This window comes from Nocardioides sp. GXQ0305, assembly GCF_050880345.1.
Lineage (GTDB): Bacteria > Actinomycetota > Actinomycetes > Propionibacteriales > Nocardioidaceae > Nocardioides.
On record NZ_JBNYXG010000007.1, the window covers coordinates 40,189 to 64,565 of the forward strand.

A 24,377-nucleotide genomic window follows, 5' to 3' on the forward strand; every position below is an offset into this window, starting at 1 on the left:
ACGGGTCGCCCGCGCGTGCCCACCGACCGGAAAGGCGACCGCTGATGACGACCACCGACGGGTCCGCACCGTCGTCGACGACCCCCCGGGTGGTGGTCGTCGCGGGCTCCGGCCGCAGCGGCACGAGCACGATCGCGGGCGTCCTGAAGACCGTCGGACTGGTGATCCCGCCGCCGGAGGTCCCCGGGAACCGCACCAACCCTCGGGGCTTCTTCGAGCCGCGGTGGGCGGTGGACCTCCAGACCAGGTTGCTGCGCCGTTCGCAGGTCTTCCTCACCGACGCACGTCCGGCCGCCTTCGACCTCACCGAGGGGGTGTCCGACGACGGGGAGGTCCGGGCCGAGGTGGCGGCCTGGCTGCGCGAGCACCTCGCCGACGGCCGCGACCTCGTCGTCAAGGACCCGCGCAACAGCTGGTTCCTGCCCCTGTGGCAGCGGGCGGCGGCCGAGGCAGGCGGCGAGGCGGCCTTCCTCACCATGCTGCGCCACCCCGCAGAGGTCGTCGGCAGCAAGGACAAGTACTACAAGAGCACCAGCGCGGGCGAGACGCCGCGCCACGCCCAGACCACGCGGGTGGCGAGCTGGCTCAACGTCGCGCTCTTCACCGAGGCCACGACCCGCGACGCGCCCCGCAGCTTCGTGCCCTACAACGACCTCCTCGACGACTGGCGGTCGGTCGTCCGCCGGGTCGTGGACGAGCTCGACCTGACCACCGGCCGTGACGTCGACGACGCGGCCGCGGCCGAGGTCGACGCCTTCGTCGACCCCGGCCTGCGTCGGGTCCGCACCGGCTGGGACGACATCGACTGCCCGACCGACGTGCGGGAGATGGCCCAGGACGTGTGGGACCAGCTGGGCGTGCTCGCCGCCAGTGGCGGCTTCGACGACCCGGCCCAGCAGCGGCTCGACGAGGTGCGTGAGCGCTACACCGCCCTGTACGCCGACGCCGAGGCCCTCGCGCAGTCCTCCGCCGAGGACGCCCGGCGAGCGGGGGTGAAGCAGGGTCGACGCGCCCTGCTCAAGGAGCAGCGCCGGGCAGCGCGCCAGTCGGGAGGGGCGGTCGCCGGTTCCGCGGACGCGGACCACGCGGGCGCCGTACGTCGCGCTCGCTCGGCCGTCCGAAGGGTCTCCCGCCGGTTGCGTCGTCCGTGACCACGGGCCGGTGTTAGATTCGCCGACCGTGGCGAGGAATCGTGCCGACACCCAGCGGCCGGTGCCGGCAGCAGGCGCGGCCCGGTGACCGACTCGACGGTGTTCAAGTCGCCTTCGGGGCACCCGAAGGCGCTGACGCGCGCCTCCAGGGTCGAGCTCGAGCGGCGGGTGGAGCTGCTGCGCGAGACCGGCAACCTCTCGTCCCGGGTGCACAACCTGACCATCAACGACGCCGACCGCTGGGTCTGGTTCCGCAACGCCAAGGTCGGGACCCGCACCATCCAGGCCTTCTTCGACGAGCAGTACCCCGATGGGCTGATGGTGCTCTCGGAGGTGCCCTACCCGACGGCCGCCTTCTCGGACTACTTCAAGTTCGGCTTCGTCCGGCACCCGCTCGACCGGTTCATCTCGGCGTGGCAGAACAAGGTGTGCGACACCAACCACTTCCGGTTCGCCGCCGCCAGGCGCGAGCGGATGCAGACGATCGAGACCTTCGCGGAGTGGGTGGCCGGGCACGACGTGGACGACCTGGCGACCACCGACCGTCACATCGTGCGGCAGACCCGCCTCCTCGACCTCAACCAGATCGACTTCGTCGGCCGGATGGAGACCTTCGCCGCCGACTTCGGCGCCGTGTGCGACCGGATCGGGCTGCAGTGGACCGAGCCCGAGCGGCGCAACCGCTCCGCGCCCAGCGGCGTCACGCGCAGCAGTGCCTCGCAGGAGCTGCGCTCGATCGTCGAGGAGACCTACCGCCTCGACTACCAGGTGTTCGGCTACTGACCCGACTATCCGGTCGACCTCGTCCGGGGTGGATGGCACAGTGAGCACTCCATCCACCTCGGAGGAGGAGACCGTGGCGAACGAGGACCTGAAGGCCAAGATGCGTGAGGCGCTCGACAGGAAGGCGTCGCAGTCGAAGGGGGTCGACCAGGACCAGCCGCTGCACGAGAAGGCCCACGGTCCCGAGGTCGAGGGCGGCGCGGCGCCCAAGGTGCACCGCCGGAAGGCGGGCGGGGGAGGCTCCTGACCGGCTCGTGAGCAAGCCCACGCGTGAGCGGGTGTCGGCCGGGGGGTGACTCCGGCAGGATGTCCGGCATGCAGTTCGGGCGCAGCTACGAGGAGTTCGAGGTCGGCGCGACGTACCGGCACTGGCCGGGCAAGACGGTCACCGAGTACGACGACCACCTGTTCTGCCTCCTGACCATGAACCACCACCCGCTCCACCTCGACGCGCACTACGCCGAGGAGACGACCCAGTTCGGCCGGAACGTCGTCGTCGGCAACTACGTGTACTCGGTCGTGCTCGGCATGTCGGTGCCCGACATCTCGGGCAAGGCGATCGCCAACCTCGAGATCGAGTCGCTGCGCCATGTGGCGCCGACGTTCCACGGCGACACCCTCTACGGCGAGACCCGGGTCCTCGACAAGTGGGAGTCGACCAGCAAGGACGACCGGGGCGTGGTCCACGTGGAGACCATCGGCTACAACCAGGACGGCACGGTCGTCTGCATCTTCCGGCGCAAGGTGATGGTGCCGAAGCAGAGCTACCTCGACGCGCGTGGCGGGGAGCAGCCCGGCCGCCCGGTGCCCCGGCCCGACAAGAACTGGCCGGGCCCGCAGGAGGACTGACCAGGGCATGGGCGAGGACGTGGAGGTGTGGCTGGTCCGGCACGGCGAGACCGAGTGGAGCCGTGACCACCGGCACACCTCGACCACCGACCTCGAGCTCACCCCCGACGGGGAGGCCGTCGCCCGGGCGCTGGCGCCGCGCCTCGACCGCCCCTTCGACCTGGTGCTCACCAGCCCGCGTCGACGGGCCTGGGTCACCGCCGAGCTCGCAGGCCACCCGGAGGCCGAGGTCGACGCCGACCTGGTCGAGTGGGACTACGGCGCCTACGAGGGCATCACGACCACCCGGATCCGGGAGACGGTGCCCGGGTGGACGGTGTGGACCCATCCGACGCCCGGCGGCGAGGACGCCGCCCAGGTGACCCAGCGGCTCGACCGGGCCGTCGCCCGGATCCGCGGCCACCGGAGCGTCCTGGTCTTCGGGCACGGCCACGCCCTGCGTGCCCTGGCGGCGCGGTGGGTCGGCCTGCCCGTCACGGAGGGACGGCTGCTCCGGCTGGACACCGCGACCGTGTCGGTGCTCGGCTACGAGCGCGACCAGCCGGTGGTGCTGCGGTGGAACGCCTGACCCGCGGCTGCCCGCGCTGCCGGGAGCCGCTCGACCAGCCCGGCGGGCCCGACTGCGCCCGCCACGGGTCCGGCGCGGTGCTGTGGCACCCGCGCGAGCCGTCGTACGCCGCCTTCGTCGAGCACCTCGCCGCGGCGCGCGACTTCCCGACCTACCTCCCGTGGCCGATGGCGCCGGGCTGGGCGGTGTCCGACTTCGCCGTGGTGACCGAGGGCTCGGGCGTGCCGGTGGCCACCCTGACCTGTGTCTCCGGCACCACCGAGCTCGACGGACCGGTCGACGTGCTGCTGGTGGCGGAGGAGCCCGGCGTCGGGCTCGGGGCGCGCTGCGCCGGGCTGCCCGGCGGCGACCCCGGTCACGAGATGGGGGACCAGCAGCCGGTCGTGCGGGTCCGGATCGGCAGCCTCGCCTCGTCGCTGTGGACCGTGTCGACGAGCGGGGCTGCGTCCGCGGAGCTGGATCGTTCGGTGCTGGCGGGTGAGGCTGCGGGCCGGTGGCTCTGGGTGGTGCTGCGGCCGGCGTCCGCCGTCCTGCTCATGCGCGACGACTGGATCCTCCGCGACGTCTCGGGCGGTGGCCCCCTGATGGTCGAGATGCCGTTCGCCGGCCCGGGACCGGACTGGTAGGAGTCAGCCCCCGGCGGCCCGGCGGGCCTTGATCCGCCGCCACCCACCCGCGCGGTTGTCGGCGATGACCTGCTCGAGCATCGCCTGCAGCGGACGGGCCGGGACGGGCTCGCCCTCGTGCACCGCGACGGTGCGGGCAGTGGTGTTGTCGTGGCCGCCGGTGATGATGCCCTGGGGATCCGGCACGATCCCGCCGTCGTACAGGAAGACGTTGACGTGGGTCTTCGCGGCCAGCAAGGCGCACACGTTCCCCTCGAGGACGAAGTACGGCTGGGTGGTGCGCTTGATCGTCTCCTGCACGTCGGGATCGGCGGCGTGCACGAGTCCGCGCACCTCCCGACAGATGTCCTGCTGCCACTCCGGCAGCGCCTCGATCCAGGCGTCGACCCGCGGGTCGCGGTGGTGGTCGGTCATCGGTGTCCTCCCTGCTCGAGGTGACCGACTCCGCGGCCGCGGCGGAATCATCGGCTGCACCGCCGGCGCGGGCCCGTGCCGGGTGAGGTCCTGAGGTGACCTCCCGGGTCACCGCCGGCACCGTGTCCGGAGGCGCCGGCATCTCGTCCTACCCGACGCGCGAGTCCAGGATGACCAGCTGCCGGTAGCCGAGGTGGCGCCGCTCGGGGTTGGGAGTGAGTCGGCCGTTGCTGATGGTCCACGCCGCGCGTTGTCCCTTGTACTCCGGGATCGCGGTGCAGGTGTCGCCGTTGCCGTTGCGGCGATTCCTCCTCGGCGGCTGCGGCACCGGCAACGCCCTGAAGGTCCGGCCGGTGCCGCGGTTGACGAGCATCCAGTCCCGCCGCTGGATCCGGTCGGTGGGGGAGGCCAGCCGCTGGACGACCAGGAGGTCCGTCGCGTTGTCGCCGTTGGCGCGACCACTGCAGAAGCTGGAGCCGGCGTTCAGGGGGAAGCGGTAGTCGACCTCCGGGAAGTGCGGCGACTGCCGCCGGTTGAGGCGCACCAGCAGCGCTCCGTCGGAGACGAGCACGAGGTCGCGCCACCGGTCGCCGTTCAGCCTGACGAGTCCGGCGTCCCTCCACCGCCGGGTCGGCAGGCCCTCGCTCTCCGCCACCTGCTCGTAGGACACCGGGCCCGCCCGGTCGGACCGGTTCCGGTAGAGGCGGAAGGACGTGGAGCACGACAGGAAGTCCTGGCGGCCGTCGCGGTCGAAGTCACCGGTCGCCGAGCACCCGGTGTCCTGCACGGAGGGAAGCCCGGCGGTGCGAACCTGGTCGAACCGTCGGCCCCGGTTGATGTAGATGTGATCCCTGCTCGGGTGACGGACCGGGAAGGCGTTCCCGACGAACAGGCTCGGCCGCCCGTTGCCACGGATGTCGAGGATGGACGTCGTCCGGCCTCGCCCCGACGGGTCCACGGCGCCCCACCTCCGGACGACGTTCCGGAAGCCGCCGCCCGCCCGCTGGATCAGCAGCTCGTTGCTCTTGTCGGAGAGCGTGCCCACGTTGGCGCCCCTCACGCAGTACAGGTCGGGGCGGCCGTCGGGCGGTCTGCGGGCCGGCCCGGCGAAGTCGGCCACCGCACAGTTGTGCCGGTCGGTCCTCGGCAGGGAGCGGTCGAACCTGAAGCCCCGGCGGCGGTTGCCCAGCCAGATCTCCCACGGCTGGGTGTGGAACGAGAGGAGGACGTCGGGGTTGCCGTCACGGTTCTTGTCGAAGACCAGGCTGTCGCCCCACGTGTCGGCGAAGGCGCCCAGGCCCCGTCGCCGGGGGTCCACGCGGAGGGTGATGTCACGCACCCGCGCGGGGGCGAGGCGCGACGAGCTCACCTCGGCGGCGTCGGTGGTCGAGGAGGCACCGGGCGGGGCGCCCCGGGCCGACAGCCCGGCACCGAGGCCGGCGACCAGTGAGACGGCGAGTCCGGGTGCGAGCACGGAACGCTTCATGATTCCCCCGATGGCGTCCGGGACACGACCCCCTTTCCGGGGCACGGGCTCAGCCGTGCGGGTCGTGCTCTCGACCGTGCATCGTATCGACGGACACACGGGCGTGAACACCCGTTCGCCGGCGCCGGGTGCGAGGTCACGCTGGCGAGGCCACGGAGCGCGCACTAGTGTCCGCGGCGTGGCGACGCTGATCTACTCGGCCATCTGCTCCCTCGACCTGTACATCAACGACGCAGGCGGCTCGTTCGAGTGGGCGGCACCGGACGAGCAGGTGCACGCGTTCGTCAACGAGCAGCAACGGCCGGTCGGCACCTACCTGCTCGGCCGGGGCACGTACGACACGCTCAAGGTCTGGGACACCTTCGGCTCCGATCCCGAGGAGTCGGACGCGGTCCGCGAGTTCGCCTCGATCTGGAGGTCGGCCGACAAGGTCGTCTACTCCGCGACCCTCGGTGACGTCGAGACCGCGAGGACCCGGATCGAGCGTGACTTCGACCCGGTCGTGGTCCGGGCGATGGTCGATGCCGCGGAGCGCGACGTCTCGGTCGGCGGCGCGAGGCTCGGCGCGACGGCCCTCCGCGCCGGCATCGTCGGCCGGGTCGAGCTCTACCTCACCCCGGTCGTGGTCGGGGGTGGCACGCGCGCCCTGCCGGACGACGTCCGGCTCGGGCTCGAGCTGCTCGCCACCGAGCGCTTCGACCACGGCGTGGTCTACCTCAGCTACGCGCTCCGGGGCTCCCGGGCCGACTGAGGGCGACCGGGCGGTCCCGATCTACGGCATCTGCCTGATCCGCCGGGGCGGGCCTTACGGGGATCGTCGAGGGCATCGGCAGATCGCCGACCAGGAGTCCCAGGAGGAAGCCATGAGGCCCTCGACCACCCCCGAGCTCACCGCCGCCGTCCTCGTGGCCGACCACGAAGCCCGGCTCCGTGGCGCCGAGGAACGCAGGCGCGCAGCAGAGGCGAGCCGCGAGGCTCGCAGCGTCCGCCGGGAGGCGCGTCGGAGTCGGCTGGCGGCCCTCCTCGCCGTACCGCGGCGCCGAGCCCGACGGCGCCCCGGGCACCGCGTCCACAGCTCGATCGCCTGACCGCCGCACCACTTCCGAAGGAGGGCCGGTCGTGCACACCTCGCTCCCGCCGGCCAGCTCACGCACCGTGACGTTCGCCAAGGCCTACCGTGCGGCGGAGCTCGGCCGCGCCCGTGAGCCGCGACCCGCCGGCCACCGGCGCCGACGGGCGAGGCGTGGCCGGTAGCCCGACGACCGCCGGACCCCCGGCCGTGAGAGCACGACCGGGCGGAGCACCTAGGCTGCGGCCGTGGGTGATCTGCTCAACACCGTGCTGCTCGTCGAGGTGTTCGTCACCCTCTTCGTGATCATGGACCCGGTCGGCACCGTGCCGATCTTCCTCTCGCTCACCGGCGGTCGCTCCGCGGCCAGTGCCCGCCGGGCCGCCTGGCAGGCGGTCACGGTGTCGTTCCTCGTGATCAGCCTGTTCGCGTTCTTCGGCCAGCAGATCCTCGAGTACCTCCACATCTCGCTGCCGGCGCTGCAGGGTGCCGGCGGGCTGCTCCTCCTGCTCGTGGCGCTGGAGCTGCTCACCGACAACGAGCAGGAGCCCGCCGCCGCAGCCGGCGCGAACGTCGCGCTGGTCCCGCTCGGCACCCCCCTGCTCGCGGGGCCGGGCGCGATCGTCGCGGTCATGCTGTTCGTCCAGCAGATCGGCGACGTCGCCGACTTCGTCGCGGTCTCCCTGGGCGTGGTCCTGGTCCACGTCAGCCTGTGGGCGGCGATGCGCTACTCGCTGCCCATCCTCCGCGTGATCCGGGAGTCCGGCGTGCTGCTGATCACCCGGATCGCGGGCCTGCTGCTCTCGGCCATCGCGGTGCAGCTGGTCGCCGACTCGGTGCGGGCGTTCATCGCCGGCGAGGGCTAGCCACGGCCCTTGGTCTGGAAGCGCTGCAGCGCGGTCGGTGACGACGACATGCGGCCCGTCGAACCGGTGTGGTCCCTGATCCGGCAACCGGCTCCGGCATGATGGGCACCACCATGACCACCACCCTCGCCGTCGCCAACCAGAAGGGCGGCGTCGCCAAGACCACCTCGGTCGCGTCGATCGGCGCCGCGCTGGCCGAGCTGGGCCAACGGGTGCTGCTGGTCGACCTGGATCCCCAGGCCTGCCTGACGTTCTCGCTCGGCATCGACCCTGAGGACCTCGAGGTGTCGATCCACCAGGTCCTGACGAAGGGCCTCTCCCCGGTGGAGACCATCCTCGAGACCGACGACGGCGTCGACCTGCTCCCCGCGACCATCGAGCTGGCGCGGGCCGAGGCGGACCTGCTCACCCGGACGGGGCGTGAGCACGCCGTCAAGGCCGCCCTGGAGCTGCTCGACGACGACGACGTCCACTACGACTGGGTGCTGCTCGACTGCCCGCCCTCGCTCGGAGTGCTGACGGTCGCGGCCCTCACCGCGGCGGACGGCGTGCTGATCCCGCTGCAGTGCGAGACGCTCTCCCACCGGGGCGTCGGCCAGCTCCTCGACACCGTCCACGACGTCCGCCGGTTCACCAACCGTGGGCTCGTCGTCTGGGGCGTGCTGCCGACGCTCTACGACGGCCGCACCAACCACGCCCGCGCGGTGCTCGAGACGATCTCCGACACCTACCAGCTCGACGTCGTCGAGCCACCGATCCCGAAGACGATCAAGTTCGCCGAGGCGCCGGCAGCCGGGCGCTCGATCCTGCGCACCAGCCGCAGCAGCAAGGGCGCGAAGGCCTACCGCGACGTGGCCGCCCACCTCCTGGCGCGCACGGGGAGGGGCTGACCGTGTCCGGACGCCGGCGCGCCGAGGTCCGCCCGCGCTACGGCCGGATCGGGGCGGCCCTGTCGTCGATGGGGGTCACCGCCGTCGCCGTGCTGGGCGGGACCGGCATGCTCCCGTCGGCGGCCGGCGAACCCGCCGGCTCCGACGGCGCCATCACGACCTCGGCCTCCGAGCCCCGGACCCCGGCGCCGGCCCCGAAGCCGCGGGAGCGCGACCGCGGCGAGCGTGACGTCGACGCACCGCCGTCGACGCCCGGCGAGCGGGTGGTGACCTCCGAGCTGCTGCCCTCCGACTCGGGGACGGGTCGGCGGGTCGTGTTCAGCGAGGACCGGCAGCGGGTGTGGCTGGTCGGTGCCGACGAGCAGGTACGGCGTACCTATCCCGTGTCCGGGAGCATCCACGACAACCTGGACCTCGGCACCTACTCGGTCTACTCGCGCAGCGAGAACGCCGTGGGCATCGACGACTCCGGCACCATGCGCTGGTTCGTCCGGTTCACCCAGGGAGACTCCGGCGCGGCGATCGGGTTCCACGACATCCCGGTCGACGAGGGGGAGCGGGTGCAGACCGTCGGCGAGCTCGGGACACCCACCTCGCACGGCTGCATCCGGCAGCGCACGGCCGACGCTCGCGCGATGTGGGACTTCGCGCCGCTCGGGACCACGGTCGTCGTCGTCCCCTGACGCCTCGTCAGCCCTGCCCCGTACGCCGCCGCTGCCGGTGGGTGGTGACCGCGAAGTTGGCGAAGGTGGCCACGGCGGCGGCGGCGACCTCGGCCTCGTCGACCGGGGGGAGCGGTTCCGCGTCGGCGTCGCCCGGGAGCAGGTCCGAGGTCTCCCCGTGGATCCGGATCCCGCTCTCGCGCAGCCACCGCGCCTGCTCCTCGGCTGCCTCGGCGACCCACGGCAGGTGCTCCGGCGGCAGCTTGATCCGGGCACTCGCGCTGCGGGGGAGCGCCCCCTTGACCAACGGCCAGCGGACCGCGGGCTGGTAGGCCTCCTCGTAGCGGGGGAGCCGGTCCCCCAGGGCGAGGTTGATCCGTCGGTAGACCTCAGCCTCCACCATCCCCCAGGAGGCGTTCACGTCGCGCTCGGGCCACGACATGGTGGCCGGGTCGAAGCCGACGACCGCCCCGAAGGTCCGGTAGAGGCCCTCGGGCTCGCGAGAGCGGGGCGGCGTCACGACGACGTCGAGCCGCTCGGCGCCGAGGACCGAGCTCCAGCGCTCGCACATCGCGACCGCGTCCTGCCGGGTCCAGAAGTGGCGGCCCCACCGGCCCTTCCGGTCGCGGACCCGCTCCAGGAACGTGGGGTAGTCGAGCGTGATCCGGTGCTTGAGGAACTGCTGCCACTCCGAGGGGATGGTCGTGGCCAGGCCCCGCAGCGTGATCACCACGCGCGGCTCGAAGCCGGCGTCCTCGAACACCGTGCGCAGCACCGCGATCCGCTCGGGATCGGCCTCGCACAGGTCCTCGCAGGTCAGCAGGGCACGTTCACCGCTGACCTTCCGCAGCCGCCGGGCGAGCCGGTCGAGGGCCGCGGGCCGGACCGGGTCGACGAAGCCCGAGGCGGTCAGCCACCCGAGCGGGCGCAGCACCAGCTCGACGTGCTCGTGGCGGTTGGTCAGGGGCAGCCCGATGCCCTGCTGGTCGAGCTGGTCGGCCGAGCCGAACAGCCCGCGCTGCAGCGCCGAGGTCCCGGTCTTGCTGGCGCCGACGTGGACGTACAGCGGGCGGGGCGTCGTACCGGTGGTGCTCACAGGCGAGGAGCAGCTCAGCCGGCGGCGGAGCCCGACGAACGGCGACGCCGACGCCGCCGGTTCCGGTTGCCGGAGGAGCCCTGCTGGTCGCCGTCGGTCGCCCCGTCGGCCCCTGTCGAGGCGTTGCCGGCCTTCTCGGCACCGGACCCGGAGTCTCCGTCGACCGGTCGGCCGGAGCGAGTACGGCGACGGTTGCGGTTGCGGCTGCGCGGCGGCCGGTCCGAGGAGCGCTCGGAGCGCTCCTGGCGGGGTGCCGGCGGCGCGGGGTCGGCGATCCGCCCCTTGGTGCCCGGAGCGATGCCCTGGTCGTGGAAGAGGTGCTCGGAGGTGGAGTAGGTCTCCTGCGGCTCGTCGAACGGCAGGTCGAGCGCCTTGTTGATCATCTTCCAGCGGTGGATGTCGGCCCAGTCGACGAAGGTGATCGCGATGCCCGACGCACCGGCACGACCGGTGCGGCCGATCCGGTGGACGTAGGTCTTGTCGTCCTCGGGGCAGCTGTAGTTGACGACGTGGGAGACGCCCTGGACGTCGATGCCGCGGGCGGCCACGTCGGTGCAGACCAGCACCTGGATCTTGTCGTCGCGGAACTTGCCGAGCGCCTTCTCGCGCGCCACCTGGGCCATGTCGCCGTGGAGCGGCGAGGCCCGGAAGCCGCGCTCGAGGAGGTCCTCGGCGATCCGCTGGGCCTGCCGCTTGGTGCGGGTGAAGACGATCATCTTGTCGGCGCCCTCGGCCTGCAGCACCTTGCCGATGATCTCGGGCTTGTCGAGGTCGTGGGCCTGGTAGATGAACTGCGCGGTCGCGGGGACCGTCGCGTTCTCGTAGGACGACTCGGCCCGGATGTTCATCGGGTGGCGCATGTGGACGCGCGCCAGCGAGACGATCGCGGCCGGCATGGTCGCGGAGAACAGCATCGTCTGCCGGGTCTCCGGGGTCTTGCTGATCAGGTTGACCACGTCGGGCAGGAAACCGAGGTCGAGCATCTCGTCGGCCTCGTCGAGCACCAGCGCGTGGACGTGGGACAGGTCGAGGGCACGGCGGTTGGCCAGGTCGAGCAGCCGGCCCGGCGTACCGACGACGATGTCGACGCCGCTCGCGAGCGCCTCGAGCTGCGGCTCGTAGCCGACGCCGCCGTAGACGGTGAGCACGCGCATGCCGCGGTCCTGGCCGGCGAGCGCGAGGTCGCCGGACACCTGGAGGGCCAGCTCGCGGGTCGGCGCCACGATGAGCGCCTGCGGCTTGCCGGCCGGGAGCTCGGAGTAGTCGGGGTCCTTGGGGGCGACCGAGCGCTGCAGCACCGGGATGCCGAAGGCCAGCGTCTTGCCGGTGCCGGTGCGGGCCTGGCCGATCAGGTCGGTGCCCATCAGCGCGATCTGGAGGGTCATCTCCTGGATCGCGAAGGGGGTGGTGATGCCGGCGCGCTCGAGCGGGTCACAAATCTCGGGGAGCACCCCGAGGTCTCGGAAGGTAGTCAGTGTTCTGTTCGCTTTCGGTGAGTGGAGTTTCAGCATCCAGCGGCTGACGTCTCACACCCAGCCGCGCACATACGGATCCCGCCGGGTGGCGGGCTCGGGCGCCGTACGAGGTGGCGCTCGGTGACCCCAGCCTATCGCTACGCTGCGAACATGACGGAATCCCGGGGGACGGGCGCGCCCGGCGGTGAGTCGGCCGCCTTCGAGGACGACGACTACCGCCACGCCGTCGTCGACCTGCTGGGGGCGATCGCGTACGGCGAGCTGACGGCGTTCGACCGGCTCTCCGCCGACGCCCGGCTCGCCCCCTCGCTCGAGGACAAGATCGCGATCAGCCAGATGGCCTGCGTCGAGCTGGGGCACCTGGTCCAGCTGCGCGACCGGATCACCGAGCTGGGCAGCGATCCCTCGGTGGCGATGGCGCCGTTCCGCCAGGCCCTCGACCTGTTCCACGCCCACACCGCCCCCGCGGACTGGTGGGAGGGGCTGGTCAAGGCGTACGTCGGCGACGGGCTGGCCGCCGACTTCTACCGGGAGATCGCCGCCTACCTCGACACCCGGACCCGGGACCTGATCGTGTCGTCGCTGGAGGACGCGGGCCACTCCGACTTCGTCGTCGACCGGGTCAAGGCGGCCATCGCCGACGACCCGCGGCTCGCCGGCCGGCTCGCCCTGTGGGGACGCCGGCTGATGGGGGAGGCGCTCACCCAGGCGCAACGGGTCGCCGCCGAGCGTGACGCGCTGTCGGCACTGCTGGCGGGGGGCGTCGACCGACCCGCCCTCGACCTGGCCGCCATCGGCCGCCTGTTCACCCGGATCACCGAGCGGCACGCCGAGCGGATGGCGGCGCTGGGGCTCGACGCCTGAGCCCCGCCTCCGCCCGACGGCGTCAGGCCTTCGCGCGGCTCCGTCCGGTGACGGTCGCGGCGAGCATCACGAGCACCGCGGCGGTGAGCACGGTGACCAGACCCTGGATCCAGTCCAGCCCCCGGCTGCCGTCGCCCCCGAACGCGCGGTAGATGACGTCGCCGAGCCACATGCCGCCGATGCCGCAGATGATGGTGAGCCAGAAGGGGATGTTGTCGCGGTTGCCGGGGGCGACGAACTTGCCGAGCAGTCCGACGACGGTGCCGACGATGAGGTAGAAGAGGATGGTTCCGAGGTCCACGGGCCACACCTTTCTCGATGCGCCCCGGTGCAGCTCCCTCGTGCGCCGGGCACGCGGCCCCGGTGTCCCGGCGCCTGGTTCGAGGATCCTCCCGCGACCTGCCCGGTTCAAGCACCGGAGCGTCGCGTCGCGTCAGCTGCGGAAGCCCACCTGGCCGGTGACGCCGCCGCCGACCTCGACGTAGGCGAGCTTGGTGGCGGGGACCAGCACCAGCCGTCCCTTGGTGTCGCGCAGGGTCAGCAGCCCCTCGCCGGTGACGGCCGCGTCCACCTTCTGCTCGACGGTCTCCACGGACTCGTCGGTCTCCAGCACCAGCTCGCGGGTCGAGTGCTGGACGCCGATCTTGATCTCCACAGGTGCTCCTCGTCGTACGGGGTCGTCAGTCAGTGCTCGTCGGTGAGCGGGTAGCCACGGATGCCGCGCCACGCGAGCCCCGAGACCAGGCCGACGGCGTCGTCCTGGCTGATGCCCGCAGCGTCCGTCACCCAGAACCGCGCACTGACCTGGGCCATTCCGACCAGGGACACGGCGAGCAGCCGGGAGGCCTCGCCGGGCAGGCCGGTGTCGTCGTGGATGACGTCGGCGATCATCGCCGCGCACTGGTTGGTCACCCGGTCGATCGCCTCGCGCACGGCGGGCTCGTTGGTCAGGTCGGACTCGAAGACCAGCCGGAACGCCCCGTCGTCGCCTGCCATGTAGTCGTAGAAGGCGTGCATCGCGGCGGTGACCCGCTGCTTGTTGTCCTGGGTGGAGTCGAGCGCGCGCCGGCAGTTGTCGATGATCGCGTCGCACGAGGTGTCGAGCAGCGCGAGGTAGAGGTCGAGCTTGCCCGGGAAGTGCTGGTAGAGCACCGGCTTCGAGACGCCCGCCCGCTCGGCGATGTCGTCCATCGCCGCGGCGTGGTAGCCCTGGGCGACGAACACCTCGAGGGCGGAGTCGAGCAGCTGCGCCCGCCTCTCCTTGCGGGGCAGGCGGGCGCCGCGCACGCGGGCGTCGCCGGGGAGGGTCACGGGTGCTCCTTCTTGCTCCGGGCCGGTGCCGGCCGGGGCCGAGCCTATCTCCCGCCGCTGGTCCCCCCTGCGAGGGCACTCCGTCACGGACCGGGACGACGGTCCGGATCGCGGGACAGGCGTGGCGCCCCGACCCGCGGTGGGGAACATGGTCGGTGTCCGGGTTGTTGCGCCGACGACAGCCTGAGCCACCGTCCGAGGAGAGAAGCCACCGTGTCGTACGCCCCGCTCGTGGAGCCCGCTGACGAGCTCACCATCGACGAGGTACGCCGCTACAGCCGCCACCTGATCATCCCCGACGTCGGGATGTCGGGCCAGAAGCGGCTGAAGAACGCGAAGGTCCTGGTGATCGGCGCCGGAGGGCTCGGCAGCCCCGCGCTGCTCTACCTCGCCGCCGCCGGGGTCGGCACCCTGGGAATCGCGGAGTTCGACGAGGTCGACGAGTCCAACCTGCAGCGACAGGTGATCCACGGCCAGTCCGACATCGGGAAGTCCAAGGCGCTCTCGGCCCGGGAGGCGATCGCCGAGACCAACCCCTACGTCGAGGTGGTGCTCCACGAGGAGCGGCTCGACAACGACAACGTGATGCAGGTGTTCGAGGGCTACGACCTCATCGTCGACGGCACCGACAACTTCGCCACGCGGTACATGGTCAACGACGCGGCGTACTTCCTCGGCATCCCCTACGTGTGGGGCTCCATCTACCGGTTCGACGGCCAGGCCTCGGTCTTCGCGCCGACGCTCGACGAGAACGCCCCGTGCTACCGGTGCCTCTACCCCGAGCCGCCCCCGCCGGGCATGGTCCCCAGCTGCGCCGAGGGCGGGGTGCTCGGCGTGCTGTGCGCCAGCGTCGGCTCGATCCAGGTGAACGAGGCGATCAAGCTGCTCACCGGCATCGGCGACCCCGCGATCGGGCAGCTGGTCATCTACGACGCCCTCGAGCTCGAGTGGCGCAAGCTGAAGGTGCGCAAGGACCCCAACTGCGCGCTCTGCGGGGAGAACCCGACGGTCACCGGGCTGATCGACTACGAGACCTTCTGCGGCGCGGTGTCCGACGAGGCCGCCGACGCGGCCGCGGGCTCCACGATCTCGGTCGTCGACCTCGAGCAGATGCTGAAGGAGCGCGAGGAGGGCTCGCGTGACTTCGTGCTGGTGGACGTCCGCGAGCAGAACGAGTACGAGATCAACCAGATCCCCGGCGCCGTGCTGATCCCCAAGGGCGAGTTCCTCAACGGCCACGCCTTCGAGCAGCTCTCGCAGGACGTCCCGGTCGTGCTCCACTGCAAGACCGGTGTCCGCTCGGCCGAGGCCCTGGCCGTGCTCAAGGGCGCCGGCTACTCCGACGCGGTGCACGTCGGCGGCGGCGTCGCCGCGTGGGTCAACCAGATCGACCCGTCGCAACCCAGCTACTGAACCCCGACTGGGGTTACCGCGGCGTAACCCCCGTCACTCCCGCTCGTTGGACCCTCCGTCATGATCACGCCGGCCCCGCCCGGCCGAGAGGGAGGGAACGCATGCGTCCTGCTCACAGCCCACGTCCGGGGGCCATTCCCCGCCGTCGACGCGTCGCCGGCGCGGCCGCCGTCCTCGCCAGTGCGGCGCTCGGGACCGCACTGTCGACGGCAGCTCCCGCCGGCGCGGCCTCCGTCGCCGCCGACTGGGCGCCCGCCGACACCGCCGAGATCACCCCGGGCGTCCAGATGTACACCGACGGGGCCCAGTGCACCGGCAACTTCGTCTACCGCGACGGCGCCGGCACCACCTACGTCGGGTACGCCGCGCACTGCGCCGGCACCGGCGCCGCGACCGACACCAACGGCTGTGACGCCCAGTCCCTCCCGCTCGGCACCCGGGTGACCTTCAACCGCGGCGGCTCGCTGGTCTCCGGCGGCACCGAGGTCGGCCAGGGCACGCTGGCGTACTCCTCCTGGCTCACGATGCAGCAGCGCAACGAGTCCGACGCCGACGCCTGCGCCTACAACGACCTGGCGCTGGTGGAGGTCGACGCCGACGACGTCGCCAAGGTCAACCCGTCCCTCCCGTTCTGGGGCGGTCCGGTGGCCCTGAACACCGACGAGAGCGCGGCCGGGGAGGCCGTCTACTCCTTCGGCAACTCCAGCCTCCGCGGGGGTGTCGAGCAGCTCTCGCCCAAGCGCGGCGCCAGCCTCGGGGCCGAGGGCAACGGCTGGAGCCACCCGGTCTACACCGTGACGCCCGGCGTGCCCGGTGACTCCGGCTCGGCGTTCCTCGACGCCGAGGGCAACGCGCTCGGCACGCTGTCGACCCTCGCCCTCGCGCCGCTCGCGGGCTCCAACGGTGTGGGCGACCTCGAGCGCGAGCTCGGCTACGCCCAGCAGCACGGCGGCATCGCCGGCCTGGAGCTGGTGCCCGGCACCGAGCCGTTCGAGCCCATCCTCTGATCGATCGACCGGACGACCGCGCGACTGCACCGGGAGCCGCTCCATCCGTGACCGGATGGGGCGGTTCTCGTTGTGCCGGCATGAAGACCACGGCTCCCGGAGTCCTCGCCGCCCTCGCCCTCGCGCTGGCCTCCGCCACCGCACCGGTCGCCGCCGCGTCCGCGCCACGCGGGGCCGGCTGGGCCCCGGCGGGCTCGGCGACGATCACGCCCGGCGTCCAGATGTTCACCCGGGGAGCACAGTGCACCGGCAACTTCGTGTTCCGTGACGGCGCCGGCCGGACCTACGTCGGGTACGCCGCCCACTGCGCCGGTCGGGGCGCCGCCACCGACACCGACGGGTGCCGCACCCGGTCGGTCCCGCTGGGCACCTCGGTCCGGTTCGCCCACGGCGCCACCGCCGCGACCGGTGGCGACACGGTCGGACAGGGCTCGCTCGCCTACAGCTCCTGGCGGACCATGCGGTCCCGTGGAGGCGGCAGCGGCCCGGCCTGCGCCGCCAACGACTTCGCGCTGGTGCGGGTCGACGCCGGCGACGTCCGCAAGGTCAACCCGTCGGTGCCCTTCTGGGGCGGGCCGACGGGCGTGTCCCGCAGCGCCCCCACGGGCACCCGGGTCCACTCCTACGGCAGCTCCAGCCTGCGTCCGACCGAGCTGCTCTCGCCGAGGACCGGCGCCTCCCTCGGTCGCACCCACGGCGGCTGGGGGTTCGACGCGTTCACCGCGACCCCGGGGATCCCGGGCGACTCCGGCTCGGGCTTCCTCGACGCCCGGGGCCGCGCCGTCGGCACCCTGTCGACCGTCGCGGTCGCGCCGGTGGCCGGCTCCAACGGCCTCGGCAGCCTCGCCCGCGAGCTCGACTACGCCCAGGCGCACTCCGGCCTCGCCGGCCTCCGCCTGGTCCGCGGCACCCGGGACTTCTCCCCGCTACCGTGACCGCGTGCCGCGCGTCGACCCCGAGGAGTACGTCGAGCTGGTGCTGCGGTGCGTCGAGCAGGTGCCCCGCGGGCGGGTGACGACGTACGGCGCGGTGGCCGAGGCCGTCGGCGTGCTCGTCGGTGGCGGCGGGCCCCGTCAGGTCGGCTCGGTGATGGCGGCGTACGGCGGTCCGGTGCCGTGGTGGCGGGTCGTGCGCGCCGACGGGTCGCTGCCGCCGAGCCACCAGGGCGAGGCGCGCCAGGCCTACCTCGAGGAGGCCACGCCGCTGCGGCCCTCCGGCAACGTGGACCTCAGGCGAGCGTTCTGGCAGCCGCAGGCGCTCGACCCGCCCGACGGCTGATCGCCCCAGGGCGGCGAGCGGTCGTGCGTGCGCGGGACGACCTCATCGCTCCTGACGGGCGAGCTGGGCGAGCCGCGTCAGCGCCTGCGGGAAGATCTCGGCCGGGGGAGTGACCAGCCCGGCGCCGACCTGGCCGACGCCGGCGACCCGGCCCGCCATGCCGGTGTTGATCTGGGGCAGGATCCCGGTCCGGCACACCTTCGTCACGTCGATGCCGGTCGGCACGCCACGGAAGTCGAGCACCGGCACCGACCAGCGCGGGTTGTCGCCCAGGGTGATCTCGTGCATCCGCTGGGTGGTGGCCAGCGCGTCGGGCACGGTGCCACCGACGAACCGGACGATCGCGGGCGCGGTCGCCATCGCGAAGCCGCCAAGGCCCGCAGTCTCGGTGATCGCGGAGTCGCCGATGTCGGGGTTGGCGTCGTCGGGGCCGTAGTCGCCGAGGTAGAGCCCGTCGGCGACCTGGGCCGGGCCGGTGAACCACTCGTCGCCGGTGCCGGCGACCTGGATGCCGAAGTCGGTGCCGTTGCGGGCCATCGCGACGACCATCGTCGAGCCCTCGGTGCCGCGCGCGGCGTCGAGCGCGAGCTTGCACGCCGGCATCGCGAGGTTGAGGAAGAAGTGGTCGTTGCCGCCGACGAACCGGAGCGCCTCCGCGACGTCGTCGGCGTCGTACCCGCTGCCGACCATGGCGGGCGAGAGGTCGCGCAGCAGCATCAGGGTGCCCGCCCGGTTGCGGTTGTGGGCCTCGTCGCCCATCTGCAGCATCTGGGTCAGGATGCCGGTGACGTCGACGGGTCCGGCGGTGTCGCGGACGGTCCGCACCGCGCGCTGCAGCAGCGGCCCCAGCACCCCGCCCAGCCAGCGGAGCCGGGCGAGCACGTCGGGGGAGTAGGCGCCGTAGCGCAGCACCTTGCCGAGCCCCTCGTTGAGCGTGCAGTGGGTACGCCGACCGGTCGCGGGGTCCTCGAGCACGAACATCCACATCGACGGTGTCACCACGCCCGCCATCGGGCCGACGGCGCCCCGGTGGTGGCACGGCTCCAGGGAGACCGAGCGACCGTCCTCGAACAGCGCGACCGCGTCGTCGGGGTCGTCCACCAGTCCCTCGAGGGCCGCGCCCCCCAGCAGCGCGCCGCGCAGCGGCCCGGAGGCCCGCTCCCATGCGATCGGGGGACCCGCGTGCAGGAACTCGCCACGCTGGAGGCCGAGCAGCTCCGAGGCGGGTGCGACGTCGACCAGGTGGGCGGTGACGTCGAGCACGGCCGCCAGCGCGCGGGCGTTGGCGTCCCGGCGGCGCGGGTCGGCCGCCACGGCGACCAGGTCGTCCTCGGTGCCGGGCATCGGCGGTCGCCAGTCGACCCGCGTCACCTCGACGGCCTGCGCGGCGAGCGCGTCGGCCAGCAGGTCGGCACCGGCCGTCACCACCCGTTCGGGGGTCCTCATCGGGCACCTCCGGCGAGCTCGACCGCACGACGGGTCGCGGTCGCGTTGGACAGGTGGACCTCGGCGCCCGCGTCGACCAGGGCGGCCACCTGCCGGTCGCGGTCCTGCGGGTCGAGGACGGTGCCGACCACGGTGACCACGGAGGGCACGTCGACCTCGGCCAGCGCCGGCGCGAGGGTCGCCGCGGGGTCGGCGTCGGCGCCGTGGCCGAGCACGACGTCGAGCAGCACCACGCCGGTGGTCGGGTCGGCGGCGAGCCGGCCCAGCTCCTCGAGCCGCAACGTCGGGTCGATCATCGGGTGGGCGCGGCCGGCGGTGTAGTCGTCGTCGCCGAAGTCGGTGAACGAGCTCCCTTCGGAGGGGACCCCGGCGCCGGCCGCGATCAGCCGAGCCTCCTCACACAGCGTGCCGCCGGCGAACAGCCCGTGCAGCCGTCCGCCCGACCCGGGCCGGGCGGTGCCCGCGACCGGCCACGTGGGCGGCGTGACTCCGAGCGCTCGCAGGGTCGCCTCGGCGGCCGCGGTGAGGTCGGGACGTCCGGGTCCGAGCAGCGCGGTCTCGACCGGGGTGGCCAGCCCGCCGGTGTACGCCTCGACGCGGGTGGCGACCTCGGGGGCCGGTGGCTTGGAGACCAGCAGGACCAGCTCCACGGAGTCGTCGGCGTCGAGACGGCGGAGCGCCTGCATCGTGGCCAGGCCCCCCACGTCGTCCGACAGGTCGCGGCCGCCGACGCCGAGGGCGTGGGTCACGCCGACGCCGGCGTGGTCGAGGAGCGCGAGCAGCTGTTGGCAGCCGGTGCCGGAGGCGGCGACCAGGCCGACCGGGCCGGGCCGGGTCACGTTGGCGAAGCCGAGCCCGAGACCGCCCACGACCGCCGTTCCGCAGTCGGGGCCCATCACCAGCAGGTCGCGCTCGTGGGCGACCTGCTTGAGCGTGACCTCCTGGGCCAGGGGGACGTGGTCGCTGAAGACCATCACGTCGCAGCCCGCGTCCAGCGCGTCCATCGCCTCCACGAAGGCGCTCGGTCCGGGCACCGACACGAGCACGGCCGCCTCGCCCCCGCCCAGCGCGGACCCGGTGGTGCGTGGCGCGACCGCAGGAGCCCCCGCGGTGTCGCTCGGCGCCGGCTGCGGGGCGAGCGCCCGGTCGACGGCGGCCAGTGCGGTGTCGAGGTCGCCGTCGGGCCCCGTGCGGATCGCGACGACCATGTCGTGGGGCGAGGCGCTCCCCGGGACGTCGAAGCCCAGGCCCGTGATCACCTCGAGGTTGAGGGGCGTGGCCATCGCCACCTGCGCGGTGACCACCCCCGGGACCGCCTGCACGTCGCGGCTCACCTGCAGCAGCGCCACCGAGTCGGCGTAGGCCGCGCGCAGCTCGACGTGGTCGGTGGGGTCGGACGAGATCACGCGGCCTCCCGGAGCTGGTTCAGGGCGAGCACCCCACCGACGTGGAGCCCGGCGCCGGACGTGGCCCCGACGGCGTGCAGCGCCCGGACCGCGGCGGGTTCGCGGTCGGTGCCGACCGTCCGCACCCAGTCGGCGAACTCGGGCAGCACCTCGCCGTGCCGTGCGCAGTCGAGCAGCGTCGCCGACAGCAGGGTGGTGCGGTCGCGGGCCTGCCCGGCCACCTCGTCGACCGCGGGCGTGGGCGCGCCGGCGGCCCGGTGCATCGCCAGCCACCCCGCGAGCACGTCGTCGCCGAGCGGCGTCAGCCCCTCGCCGCGGCCCACGAGCCGGGCGGCGGCGGCCGCATCGATCCCCCCTCGCGGCACGAGCTCCACGACGAGCCCGGCCACCGTGGCCGGGGGGGTGGCCTGGACGGTGACCGGACCCGTCTTGCGGGTCGCTCCGTCACCGAGAGGCGGTACGTACGCTCCCACCAACCGGCCGATCGACAGCGTGCCGCTGCCGACGTGGAGCTTCCCGTACCCAAGGTACGCGGTCGACGGCGGGACCGTACCGCCGATGTCCCGCATGTCGGTCACTCGCAGCGCGCACGGCACCTGGGCCGCGCCGGGTCCGACCACGCCGACGCACCACCCGCCGACCTCGACGTACAGGGCGTGGACCCCGGCGTGGAGCACCCTCACCGGCCCGTCGGGTGCGGTGCGCAACCGGTCGCGCACGCGGGGTGGGGCGCTGGCCGGGGTCACGGCACTCGACGCTATCCGCACCCCGCTACCTTGTGCGATGTGAGGTTGTGCCAAGGACGGCGAGGATCCGGGACACATGGTGACAAGGCCCGCTGACGGTCGCGATGCCGGCGCGGCGCTCGCCCGCGCCGACGCGCTCCACACCGCCCTCACCGAGATGGTGCTCGAGGGTGGCGACCTCGCTCGCATCGCCGGCGAGGCGTCGGGCGTCCTGGGGTGCGGCGTCGCCGTGACCTCCACGGACGGCCGGGAGCGTGCGGCCGCCCTGTCGTCGGAGGACCGCGAGGCGCTGGCGGGCGCCGACCTGCTGGATCCCACCGGTCGGGTCCGGGTGGAGCGGGTGCCGGCCGACGGGGTGGCCCTGCGCGGCTCCACCGACGGCGAGGTGCGTGCGCTCCGGGTCGCGGCCGGCGGCACGGACCTGGCGCGGCTGGTCGCGGTGCGCCGGGGCAGCCCGATCCCTGCGGACGACGTCCACGCCCTCGAGCGGGCCGCGACCGTGGCCGCGCTCCTCATCACCCGCGAGGAGGCGATCACCGCGGTCGAGAACAAGTACCAGGGCGACTTCCTGCGGGAGGTGTTCTCCGGCCGGGTCCGCGACGAGCAGTACGTCGACGAGCACACCGCCGCCTTCGGCTGGGACCTCCACCGGCCGCTCGTGGTGGTGGTCGCCGAGCTGGACCCCTCCGGCACCGAGGAGGACCCGTCGCGGGCGCGGCGGCGCAGCTGGCAGGAGCGGTTCTCCGCGGCCTGGCGACAGGTCTGCGCGACCGTCGACCCCGGCGTCCCGGCCGTGGACTTCTCCTCCGAGGTCGTCGCGCTGCTCCCCGTGGACCGTCTCGGCGACGGTGACGGTGTCGTGGCCCGGGTGGTGGCCGACGTGCGCGGCGACCGCGGAGGCGGCCGGCGGCCGTTCTCCGTGGGCGTCAGCCGGGTGTCCCACGGGCTGGGGGACCTGCCCGACGGCTACGCCCAGGCACGGCGGGCCGTCGAGGTGGGTCGGCGTGTGGGCGGCGGCGGGTCGACGACGTACTTCGACCAGCTCGGGCTGCACCGGCTGATCGCGCTGGTGCCCGACCCGGCCGAGCTGCGCGCCTTCGCCCACGACGTCCTCGGCCCGCTCGCCGCTCCCGAGGGCGCGGAGCTGCGGGAGACGCTGCAGGTGCTGCTCGACGCCAACTTCAACCTCGCCGAGGCCGCGCGGCAGCAGTTCTTCCACTACAACACGATGCGCTACCGGGTGGCGAAGCTCGAGCGGATGCTCGGTCCGCTCACGTCCGACCCGCACCTGCGGCTGGACGTCGCGGTCGCGCTGCGGGTGCTGGAGGTCAGTGGGTGAGTACCCGTCCTCAGGCGGGCGACGACCGGCGCTGCCACGCTGAGGTCATGACCGACGCTCCCGAGCTCAGCTCCTCCGTCCCCGAGCGCCGAACGGCCTCTCGCCCCCGGCCGTGGCTGCCGTTCCTGTCGCTGGCCGCGCAGGTCGCCGTCGTCGGTGTGGGCGCGCAGGCACTCGACTCCTCGGACCTCTACCAGTCCACCGACTCGTGGGGGTTCGTCTTCGCCTTCGCCATCCTGGCCATCTTCTACGCGAGCTGGCCGCTGCTGGCCACGCTCGTCTGCGGCGTGGTCGCCACGGTCACCCGCGGCGAGACCGTCGAGCGTCGTGCCGCGCTGGTCGGCGCCTGGGTGGCAGGAGGGTTCGGGGCCATCGGGATCGTGACGGGCACCGTGGCCATGGCGACGGGCGACCACGCCGCGGACCAGGCCTTCGGCGTGGTCCTGGCGGCCGCGAGCGTGCTGCCGCTGCTCCTGTTGGTCCGCATGGTGGTCCCCCGCCAGGGCTCACCGGCGCACCCGTGACGGCGGCTCGACCTCAGAGCAGGCCGGCGCCGGCCGCGTGCCGGCGGACGCCGTCGCTGTCGGCGGCCAGCACGAACGGCACGTCGTCGTGGTCCCAGCCGCCCGACACCTTCTCGACCCGGCCGTCGCCGGGATCGAGCCGGACCTCGCGGATGTAGACCGCACGGATCCGGCCGGGGTGCGCCCGCACCACCTGCGCGTAGACCTGCGGGTCCTTCTCGCCGGAGTCGCCGATGAGCACGAAAGGCAGCTCCGGGTGGAGCTCGAGGACCTCGTCGATGCGGCCACCCTTCTGCTCACGTCCCTGCGCGGTCCCGAGCAGGTCGCGCAGCAGCACGGGGCCGAGCGGGAAGTCGCGGTGCCTCAGGAAGGCGACGAGGAAGGAGTGGAGGTTCCACGGGCTGGAGGACACGTAGAAGAACGGGTTGGTACCGGCCGCGAGGTCGCGGTAGAGCTCGGCCGCGCCCTCGAACGGCGTGCGGGTCAGCGCCGAGCCGGTGAAGGTCCGCCGGATCATCTGGCCGACCCGCTGCACGCCGGTCTCGAGGATGGTGTCGTCGACGTCCGAGACCACCCCGAACCGTGCGCCCGGTCCCGGCACGAGCACGTCGACCGGTGTCGTGTGGGCACTCCGGACGCCGCGGTAGTCGCCCGCGAGCTCGACGGTCCCGCTGGTCCAGGGACTGGTGAGGGACGCGGGGTCGGGCCGGAGCCGGACCTTGAAGTACCCGTCGTGGTCGGTCGCGGTCTCGGCCGTGACGTCGCCGACGGTCACCCGCAGCGGCACGCCGGGCAGGTCGTCGGTCGCGAAGTGGCGCAGCACGCGGCCGACGGCCGCGCGGACACCTTCGTCCTCGACCGCCTCGCTCGGCTCCGGGTCGTCCACGACGCGGCCGCGCACCACGACCCCTACCGGTCCGCCGTGGCCGACGTAGCACTCGATCCGGAAGTGCGCCGGCGGCCGGTCACCCGCGCGGCGGCGACGCCACCCGTCGTACGCCCGCTCCAGCCGGACCAGCCAGGAACCCAGATCCATGGGTGCACCCTAGGTGGCCGGACCCCGCCTTCCTGCCGTCCTCGGCGACCACGAGGTCCCGAGCTCCCGCGG

29 protein-coding genes are annotated in these 24,377 nt (G+C 73.4%); 18 read left to right on the top strand and 11 right to left on the bottom strand.

Translation table 11 applies throughout. The annotated features are described in order from the left end of the window. Nucleotides 1-44 precede the first annotated feature (44 nt). From ACQ1X7_RS16915 to ACQ1X7_RS16940, 6 genes are all read left to right on the top strand, one after another. Nucleotides 45-1,151 carry a sulfotransferase family protein gene (locus ACQ1X7_RS16915; protein WP_432479399.1) on the top strand — a complete coding sequence of 369 codons (1,107 nt, stop codon included), beginning with the start codon at nucleotides 45-47 and terminating at the stop codon, nucleotides 1,149-1,151. Between the two features lie 84 nt (nucleotides 1,152-1,235). Then, nucleotides 1,236-1,934, top strand: coding sequence for a sulfotransferase family 2 domain-containing protein (locus ACQ1X7_RS16920; RefSeq protein ID WP_432479400.1), 699 nt, complete (start codon nucleotides 1,236-1,238; stop codon nucleotides 1,932-1,934). Nucleotides 1,935-2,007: 73 nt separating this feature from the next. Then, nucleotides 2,008-2,181 (top strand): DUF5302 domain-containing protein, encoded by a 174-nt coding sequence (locus ACQ1X7_RS16925; protein WP_432479401.1) that lies wholly within the window; start codon nucleotides 2,008-2,010, stop codon nucleotides 2,179-2,181. 68 nt (nucleotides 2,182-2,249) lie between these two features. Further along, nucleotides 2,250-2,783 carry a MaoC family dehydratase gene (locus ACQ1X7_RS16930; protein ID WP_432479402.1) on the top strand — a complete coding sequence of 178 codons (534 nt, stop codon included), beginning with the start codon at nucleotides 2,250-2,252 and terminating at the stop codon, nucleotides 2,781-2,783. A 7-nt stretch (nucleotides 2,784-2,790) separates the two neighbouring features. Next, nucleotides 2,791-3,351, top strand: a complete 561-nt coding sequence (locus ACQ1X7_RS16935) for a histidine phosphatase family protein (protein ID WP_432479403.1) — start codon at nucleotides 2,791-2,793, stop codon at nucleotides 3,349-3,351. Then, the gene (locus ACQ1X7_RS16940) at nucleotides 3,339-3,977 is read left to right on the top strand and encodes a DUF6758 family protein (protein ID WP_432479404.1); all 639 of its coding nucleotides are present in this window, start codon (nucleotides 3,339-3,341) and stop codon (nucleotides 3,975-3,977) included. Before ACQ1X7_RS16935 ends, ACQ1X7_RS16940 begins: the two co-directional genes overlap by 13 nt. A gap of 3 nt (nucleotides 3,978-3,980) precedes the next feature. Here the strand turns inward: ACQ1X7_RS16940 and ACQ1X7_RS16945 are convergent, their stop codons facing one another. Next, a complete protein-coding gene (locus ACQ1X7_RS16945) occupies nucleotides 3,981-4,391 on the bottom strand; it encodes a DUF1801 domain-containing protein (protein ID WP_432479405.1) in 411 nt (136 codons plus the stop codon). A 148-nt stretch (nucleotides 4,392-4,539) separates the two neighbouring features. Continuing rightward, nucleotides 4,540-5,877 carry an FG-GAP repeat domain-containing protein gene (locus ACQ1X7_RS16950; RefSeq protein WP_432479406.1) on the bottom strand — a complete coding sequence of 446 codons (1,338 nt, stop codon included), beginning with the start codon at nucleotides 5,875-5,877 and terminating at the stop codon, nucleotides 4,540-4,542. Nucleotides 5,878-6,055: 178 nt separating this feature from the next. On the opposite strand from ACQ1X7_RS16950, the gene ACQ1X7_RS16955 reads away from it, so the two are divergent. The 5 genes from ACQ1X7_RS16955 to ACQ1X7_RS16975 all read left to right on the top strand — a co-directional run bounded on the left by ACQ1X7_RS16955 (nucleotide 6,056) and on the right by ACQ1X7_RS16975 (nucleotide 9,385). After that, on the top strand, nucleotides 6,056-6,628 hold the full coding sequence (locus ACQ1X7_RS16955) for a dihydrofolate reductase family protein (RefSeq protein ID WP_432479407.1): 573 nt from the start codon (nucleotides 6,056-6,058) through the stop codon (nucleotides 6,626-6,628). 112 nt (nucleotides 6,629-6,740) lie between these two features. Then, nucleotides 6,741-6,965 carry a hypothetical protein gene (locus tag ACQ1X7_RS16960; protein WP_432479408.1) on the top strand — a complete coding sequence of 75 codons (225 nt, stop codon included), beginning with the start codon at nucleotides 6,741-6,743 and terminating at the stop codon, nucleotides 6,963-6,965. A gap of 229 nt (nucleotides 6,966-7,194) precedes the next feature. After that, complete coding sequence (locus ACQ1X7_RS16965; protein WP_432479409.1) at nucleotides 7,195-7,812, top strand: MarC family protein; 618 nt, start codon at nucleotides 7,195-7,197, stop codon at nucleotides 7,810-7,812. A 113-nt stretch (nucleotides 7,813-7,925) separates the two neighbouring features. Next, a complete protein-coding gene (locus tag ACQ1X7_RS16970) occupies nucleotides 7,926-8,702 on the top strand; it encodes a ParA family protein (RefSeq protein WP_432479410.1) in 777 nt (258 codons plus the stop codon). A 2-nt stretch (nucleotides 8,703-8,704) separates the two neighbouring features. Next, nucleotides 8,705-9,385 (top strand): L,D-transpeptidase, encoded by a 681-nt coding sequence (locus tag ACQ1X7_RS16975; protein WP_432479411.1) that lies wholly within the window; start codon nucleotides 8,705-8,707, stop codon nucleotides 9,383-9,385. 7 nt (nucleotides 9,386-9,392) lie between these two features. Here ACQ1X7_RS16975 and ACQ1X7_RS16980 read toward each other — a convergent pair whose 3' ends face one another. Further along, nucleotides 9,393-10,460 (bottom strand): hypothetical protein, encoded by a 1,068-nt coding sequence (locus ACQ1X7_RS16980; protein ID WP_432479412.1) that lies wholly within the window; start codon nucleotides 10,458-10,460, stop codon nucleotides 9,393-9,395. Nucleotides 10,461-10,474: 14 nt separating this feature from the next. Then, complete coding sequence (locus tag ACQ1X7_RS16985) at nucleotides 10,475-11,911, bottom strand: DEAD/DEAH box helicase (protein WP_432479413.1); 1,437 nt, start codon at nucleotides 11,909-11,911, stop codon at nucleotides 10,475-10,477. Nucleotides 11,912-12,085: 174 nt separating this feature from the next. Between ACQ1X7_RS16985 and ACQ1X7_RS16990 the strand changes: the two genes are divergently transcribed. Next, on the top strand, nucleotides 12,086-12,799 hold the full coding sequence (locus ACQ1X7_RS16990) for a ferritin-like fold-containing protein (protein WP_432479414.1): 714 nt from the start codon (nucleotides 12,086-12,088) through the stop codon (nucleotides 12,797-12,799). Nucleotides 12,800-12,821: 22 nt separating this feature from the next. On the opposite strand, the gene ACQ1X7_RS16995 is transcribed toward ACQ1X7_RS16990, so the two are convergent. The 3 genes from ACQ1X7_RS16995 to ACQ1X7_RS17005 all read right to left on the bottom strand — a co-directional run bounded on the left by ACQ1X7_RS16995 (nucleotide 12,822) and on the right by ACQ1X7_RS17005 (nucleotide 14,110). Continuing rightward, on the bottom strand, nucleotides 12,822-13,100 hold the full coding sequence (locus ACQ1X7_RS16995; RefSeq protein WP_432479415.1) for a GlsB/YeaQ/YmgE family stress response membrane protein: 279 nt from the start codon (nucleotides 13,098-13,100) through the stop codon (nucleotides 12,822-12,824). 132 nt (nucleotides 13,101-13,232) lie between these two features. Continuing rightward, on the bottom strand, nucleotides 13,233-13,454 hold the full coding sequence (locus tag ACQ1X7_RS17000; RefSeq protein WP_432479416.1) for a DUF3107 domain-containing protein: 222 nt from the start codon (nucleotides 13,452-13,454) through the stop codon (nucleotides 13,233-13,235). Nucleotides 13,455-13,483: 29 nt separating this feature from the next. After that, complete coding sequence (locus ACQ1X7_RS17005; protein ID WP_432479417.1) at nucleotides 13,484-14,110, bottom strand: TetR/AcrR family transcriptional regulator; 627 nt, start codon at nucleotides 14,108-14,110, stop codon at nucleotides 13,484-13,486. Nucleotides 14,111-14,323: 213 nt separating this feature from the next. On the opposite strand from ACQ1X7_RS17005, the gene moeZ reads away from it, so the two are divergent. The 4 genes from moeZ (at nucleotide 14,324) to ACQ1X7_RS17025 (ending at nucleotide 17,808) form a co-directional block, all read left to right on the top strand. Then, the gene (gene moeZ / locus ACQ1X7_RS17010; RefSeq protein ID WP_432479418.1) at nucleotides 14,324-15,523 is read left to right on the top strand and encodes an adenylyltransferase/sulfurtransferase MoeZ; all 1,200 of its coding nucleotides are present in this window, start codon (nucleotides 14,324-14,326) and stop codon (nucleotides 15,521-15,523) included. 101 nt (nucleotides 15,524-15,624) lie between these two features. Then, complete coding sequence (locus ACQ1X7_RS17015; RefSeq protein WP_432479419.1) at nucleotides 15,625-16,530, top strand: hypothetical protein; 906 nt, start codon at nucleotides 15,625-15,627, stop codon at nucleotides 16,528-16,530. Between the two features lie 80 nt (nucleotides 16,531-16,610). Further along, on the top strand, nucleotides 16,611-17,465 hold the full coding sequence (locus ACQ1X7_RS17020; protein ID WP_432479420.1) for a hypothetical protein: 855 nt from the start codon (nucleotides 16,611-16,613) through the stop codon (nucleotides 17,463-17,465). 4 nt (nucleotides 17,466-17,469) lie between these two features. Further along, the gene (locus ACQ1X7_RS17025; protein WP_432479421.1) at nucleotides 17,470-17,808 is read left to right on the top strand and encodes an MGMT family protein; all 339 of its coding nucleotides are present in this window, start codon (nucleotides 17,470-17,472) and stop codon (nucleotides 17,806-17,808) included. Between the two features lie 42 nt (nucleotides 17,809-17,850). Here the strand turns inward: ACQ1X7_RS17025 and ACQ1X7_RS17030 are convergent, their stop codons facing one another. From ACQ1X7_RS17030 to ACQ1X7_RS17040, 3 genes are read right to left on the bottom strand one after another with little or no spacing between them, the layout of a single operon-like run. Further along, nucleotides 17,851-19,254, bottom strand: coding sequence for a DUF1116 domain-containing protein (locus ACQ1X7_RS17030; RefSeq protein WP_432479422.1), 1,404 nt, complete (start codon nucleotides 19,252-19,254; stop codon nucleotides 17,851-17,853). Further along, the gene (locus tag ACQ1X7_RS17035; RefSeq protein ID WP_432479423.1) at nucleotides 19,251-20,660 is read right to left on the bottom strand and encodes an FdrA family protein; all 1,410 of its coding nucleotides are present in this window, start codon (nucleotides 20,658-20,660) and stop codon (nucleotides 19,251-19,253) included. The genes ACQ1X7_RS17030 and ACQ1X7_RS17035 overlap by 4 nt, the downstream gene beginning before the upstream one ends. Then, a complete protein-coding gene (locus ACQ1X7_RS17040) occupies nucleotides 20,657-21,406 on the bottom strand; it encodes a DUF2877 domain-containing protein (RefSeq protein ID WP_432479424.1) in 750 nt (249 codons plus the stop codon). Before ACQ1X7_RS17040 ends, ACQ1X7_RS17035 begins: the two co-directional genes overlap by 4 nt. Nucleotides 21,407-21,482: 76 nt before the next feature. On the opposite strand from ACQ1X7_RS17040, the gene ACQ1X7_RS17045 reads away from it, so the two are divergent. Then, on the top strand, nucleotides 21,483-22,745 hold the full coding sequence (locus ACQ1X7_RS17045; RefSeq protein ID WP_432479425.1) for a PucR family transcriptional regulator: 1,263 nt from the start codon (nucleotides 21,483-21,485) through the stop codon (nucleotides 22,743-22,745). 47 nt (nucleotides 22,746-22,792) lie between these two features. Further along, the gene (locus ACQ1X7_RS17050; RefSeq protein ID WP_432479426.1) at nucleotides 22,793-23,269 is read left to right on the top strand and encodes a hypothetical protein; all 477 of its coding nucleotides are present in this window, start codon (nucleotides 22,793-22,795) and stop codon (nucleotides 23,267-23,269) included. Nucleotides 23,270-23,282: 13 nt separating this feature from the next. On the opposite strand, the gene ACQ1X7_RS17055 is transcribed toward ACQ1X7_RS17050, so the two are convergent. Beyond that, nucleotides 23,283-24,305, bottom strand: a complete 1,023-nt coding sequence (locus tag ACQ1X7_RS17055) for an App1 family protein (RefSeq protein WP_432479427.1) — start codon at nucleotides 24,303-24,305, stop codon at nucleotides 23,283-23,285. Nucleotides 24,306-24,377: the final 72 nt, after the last annotated feature.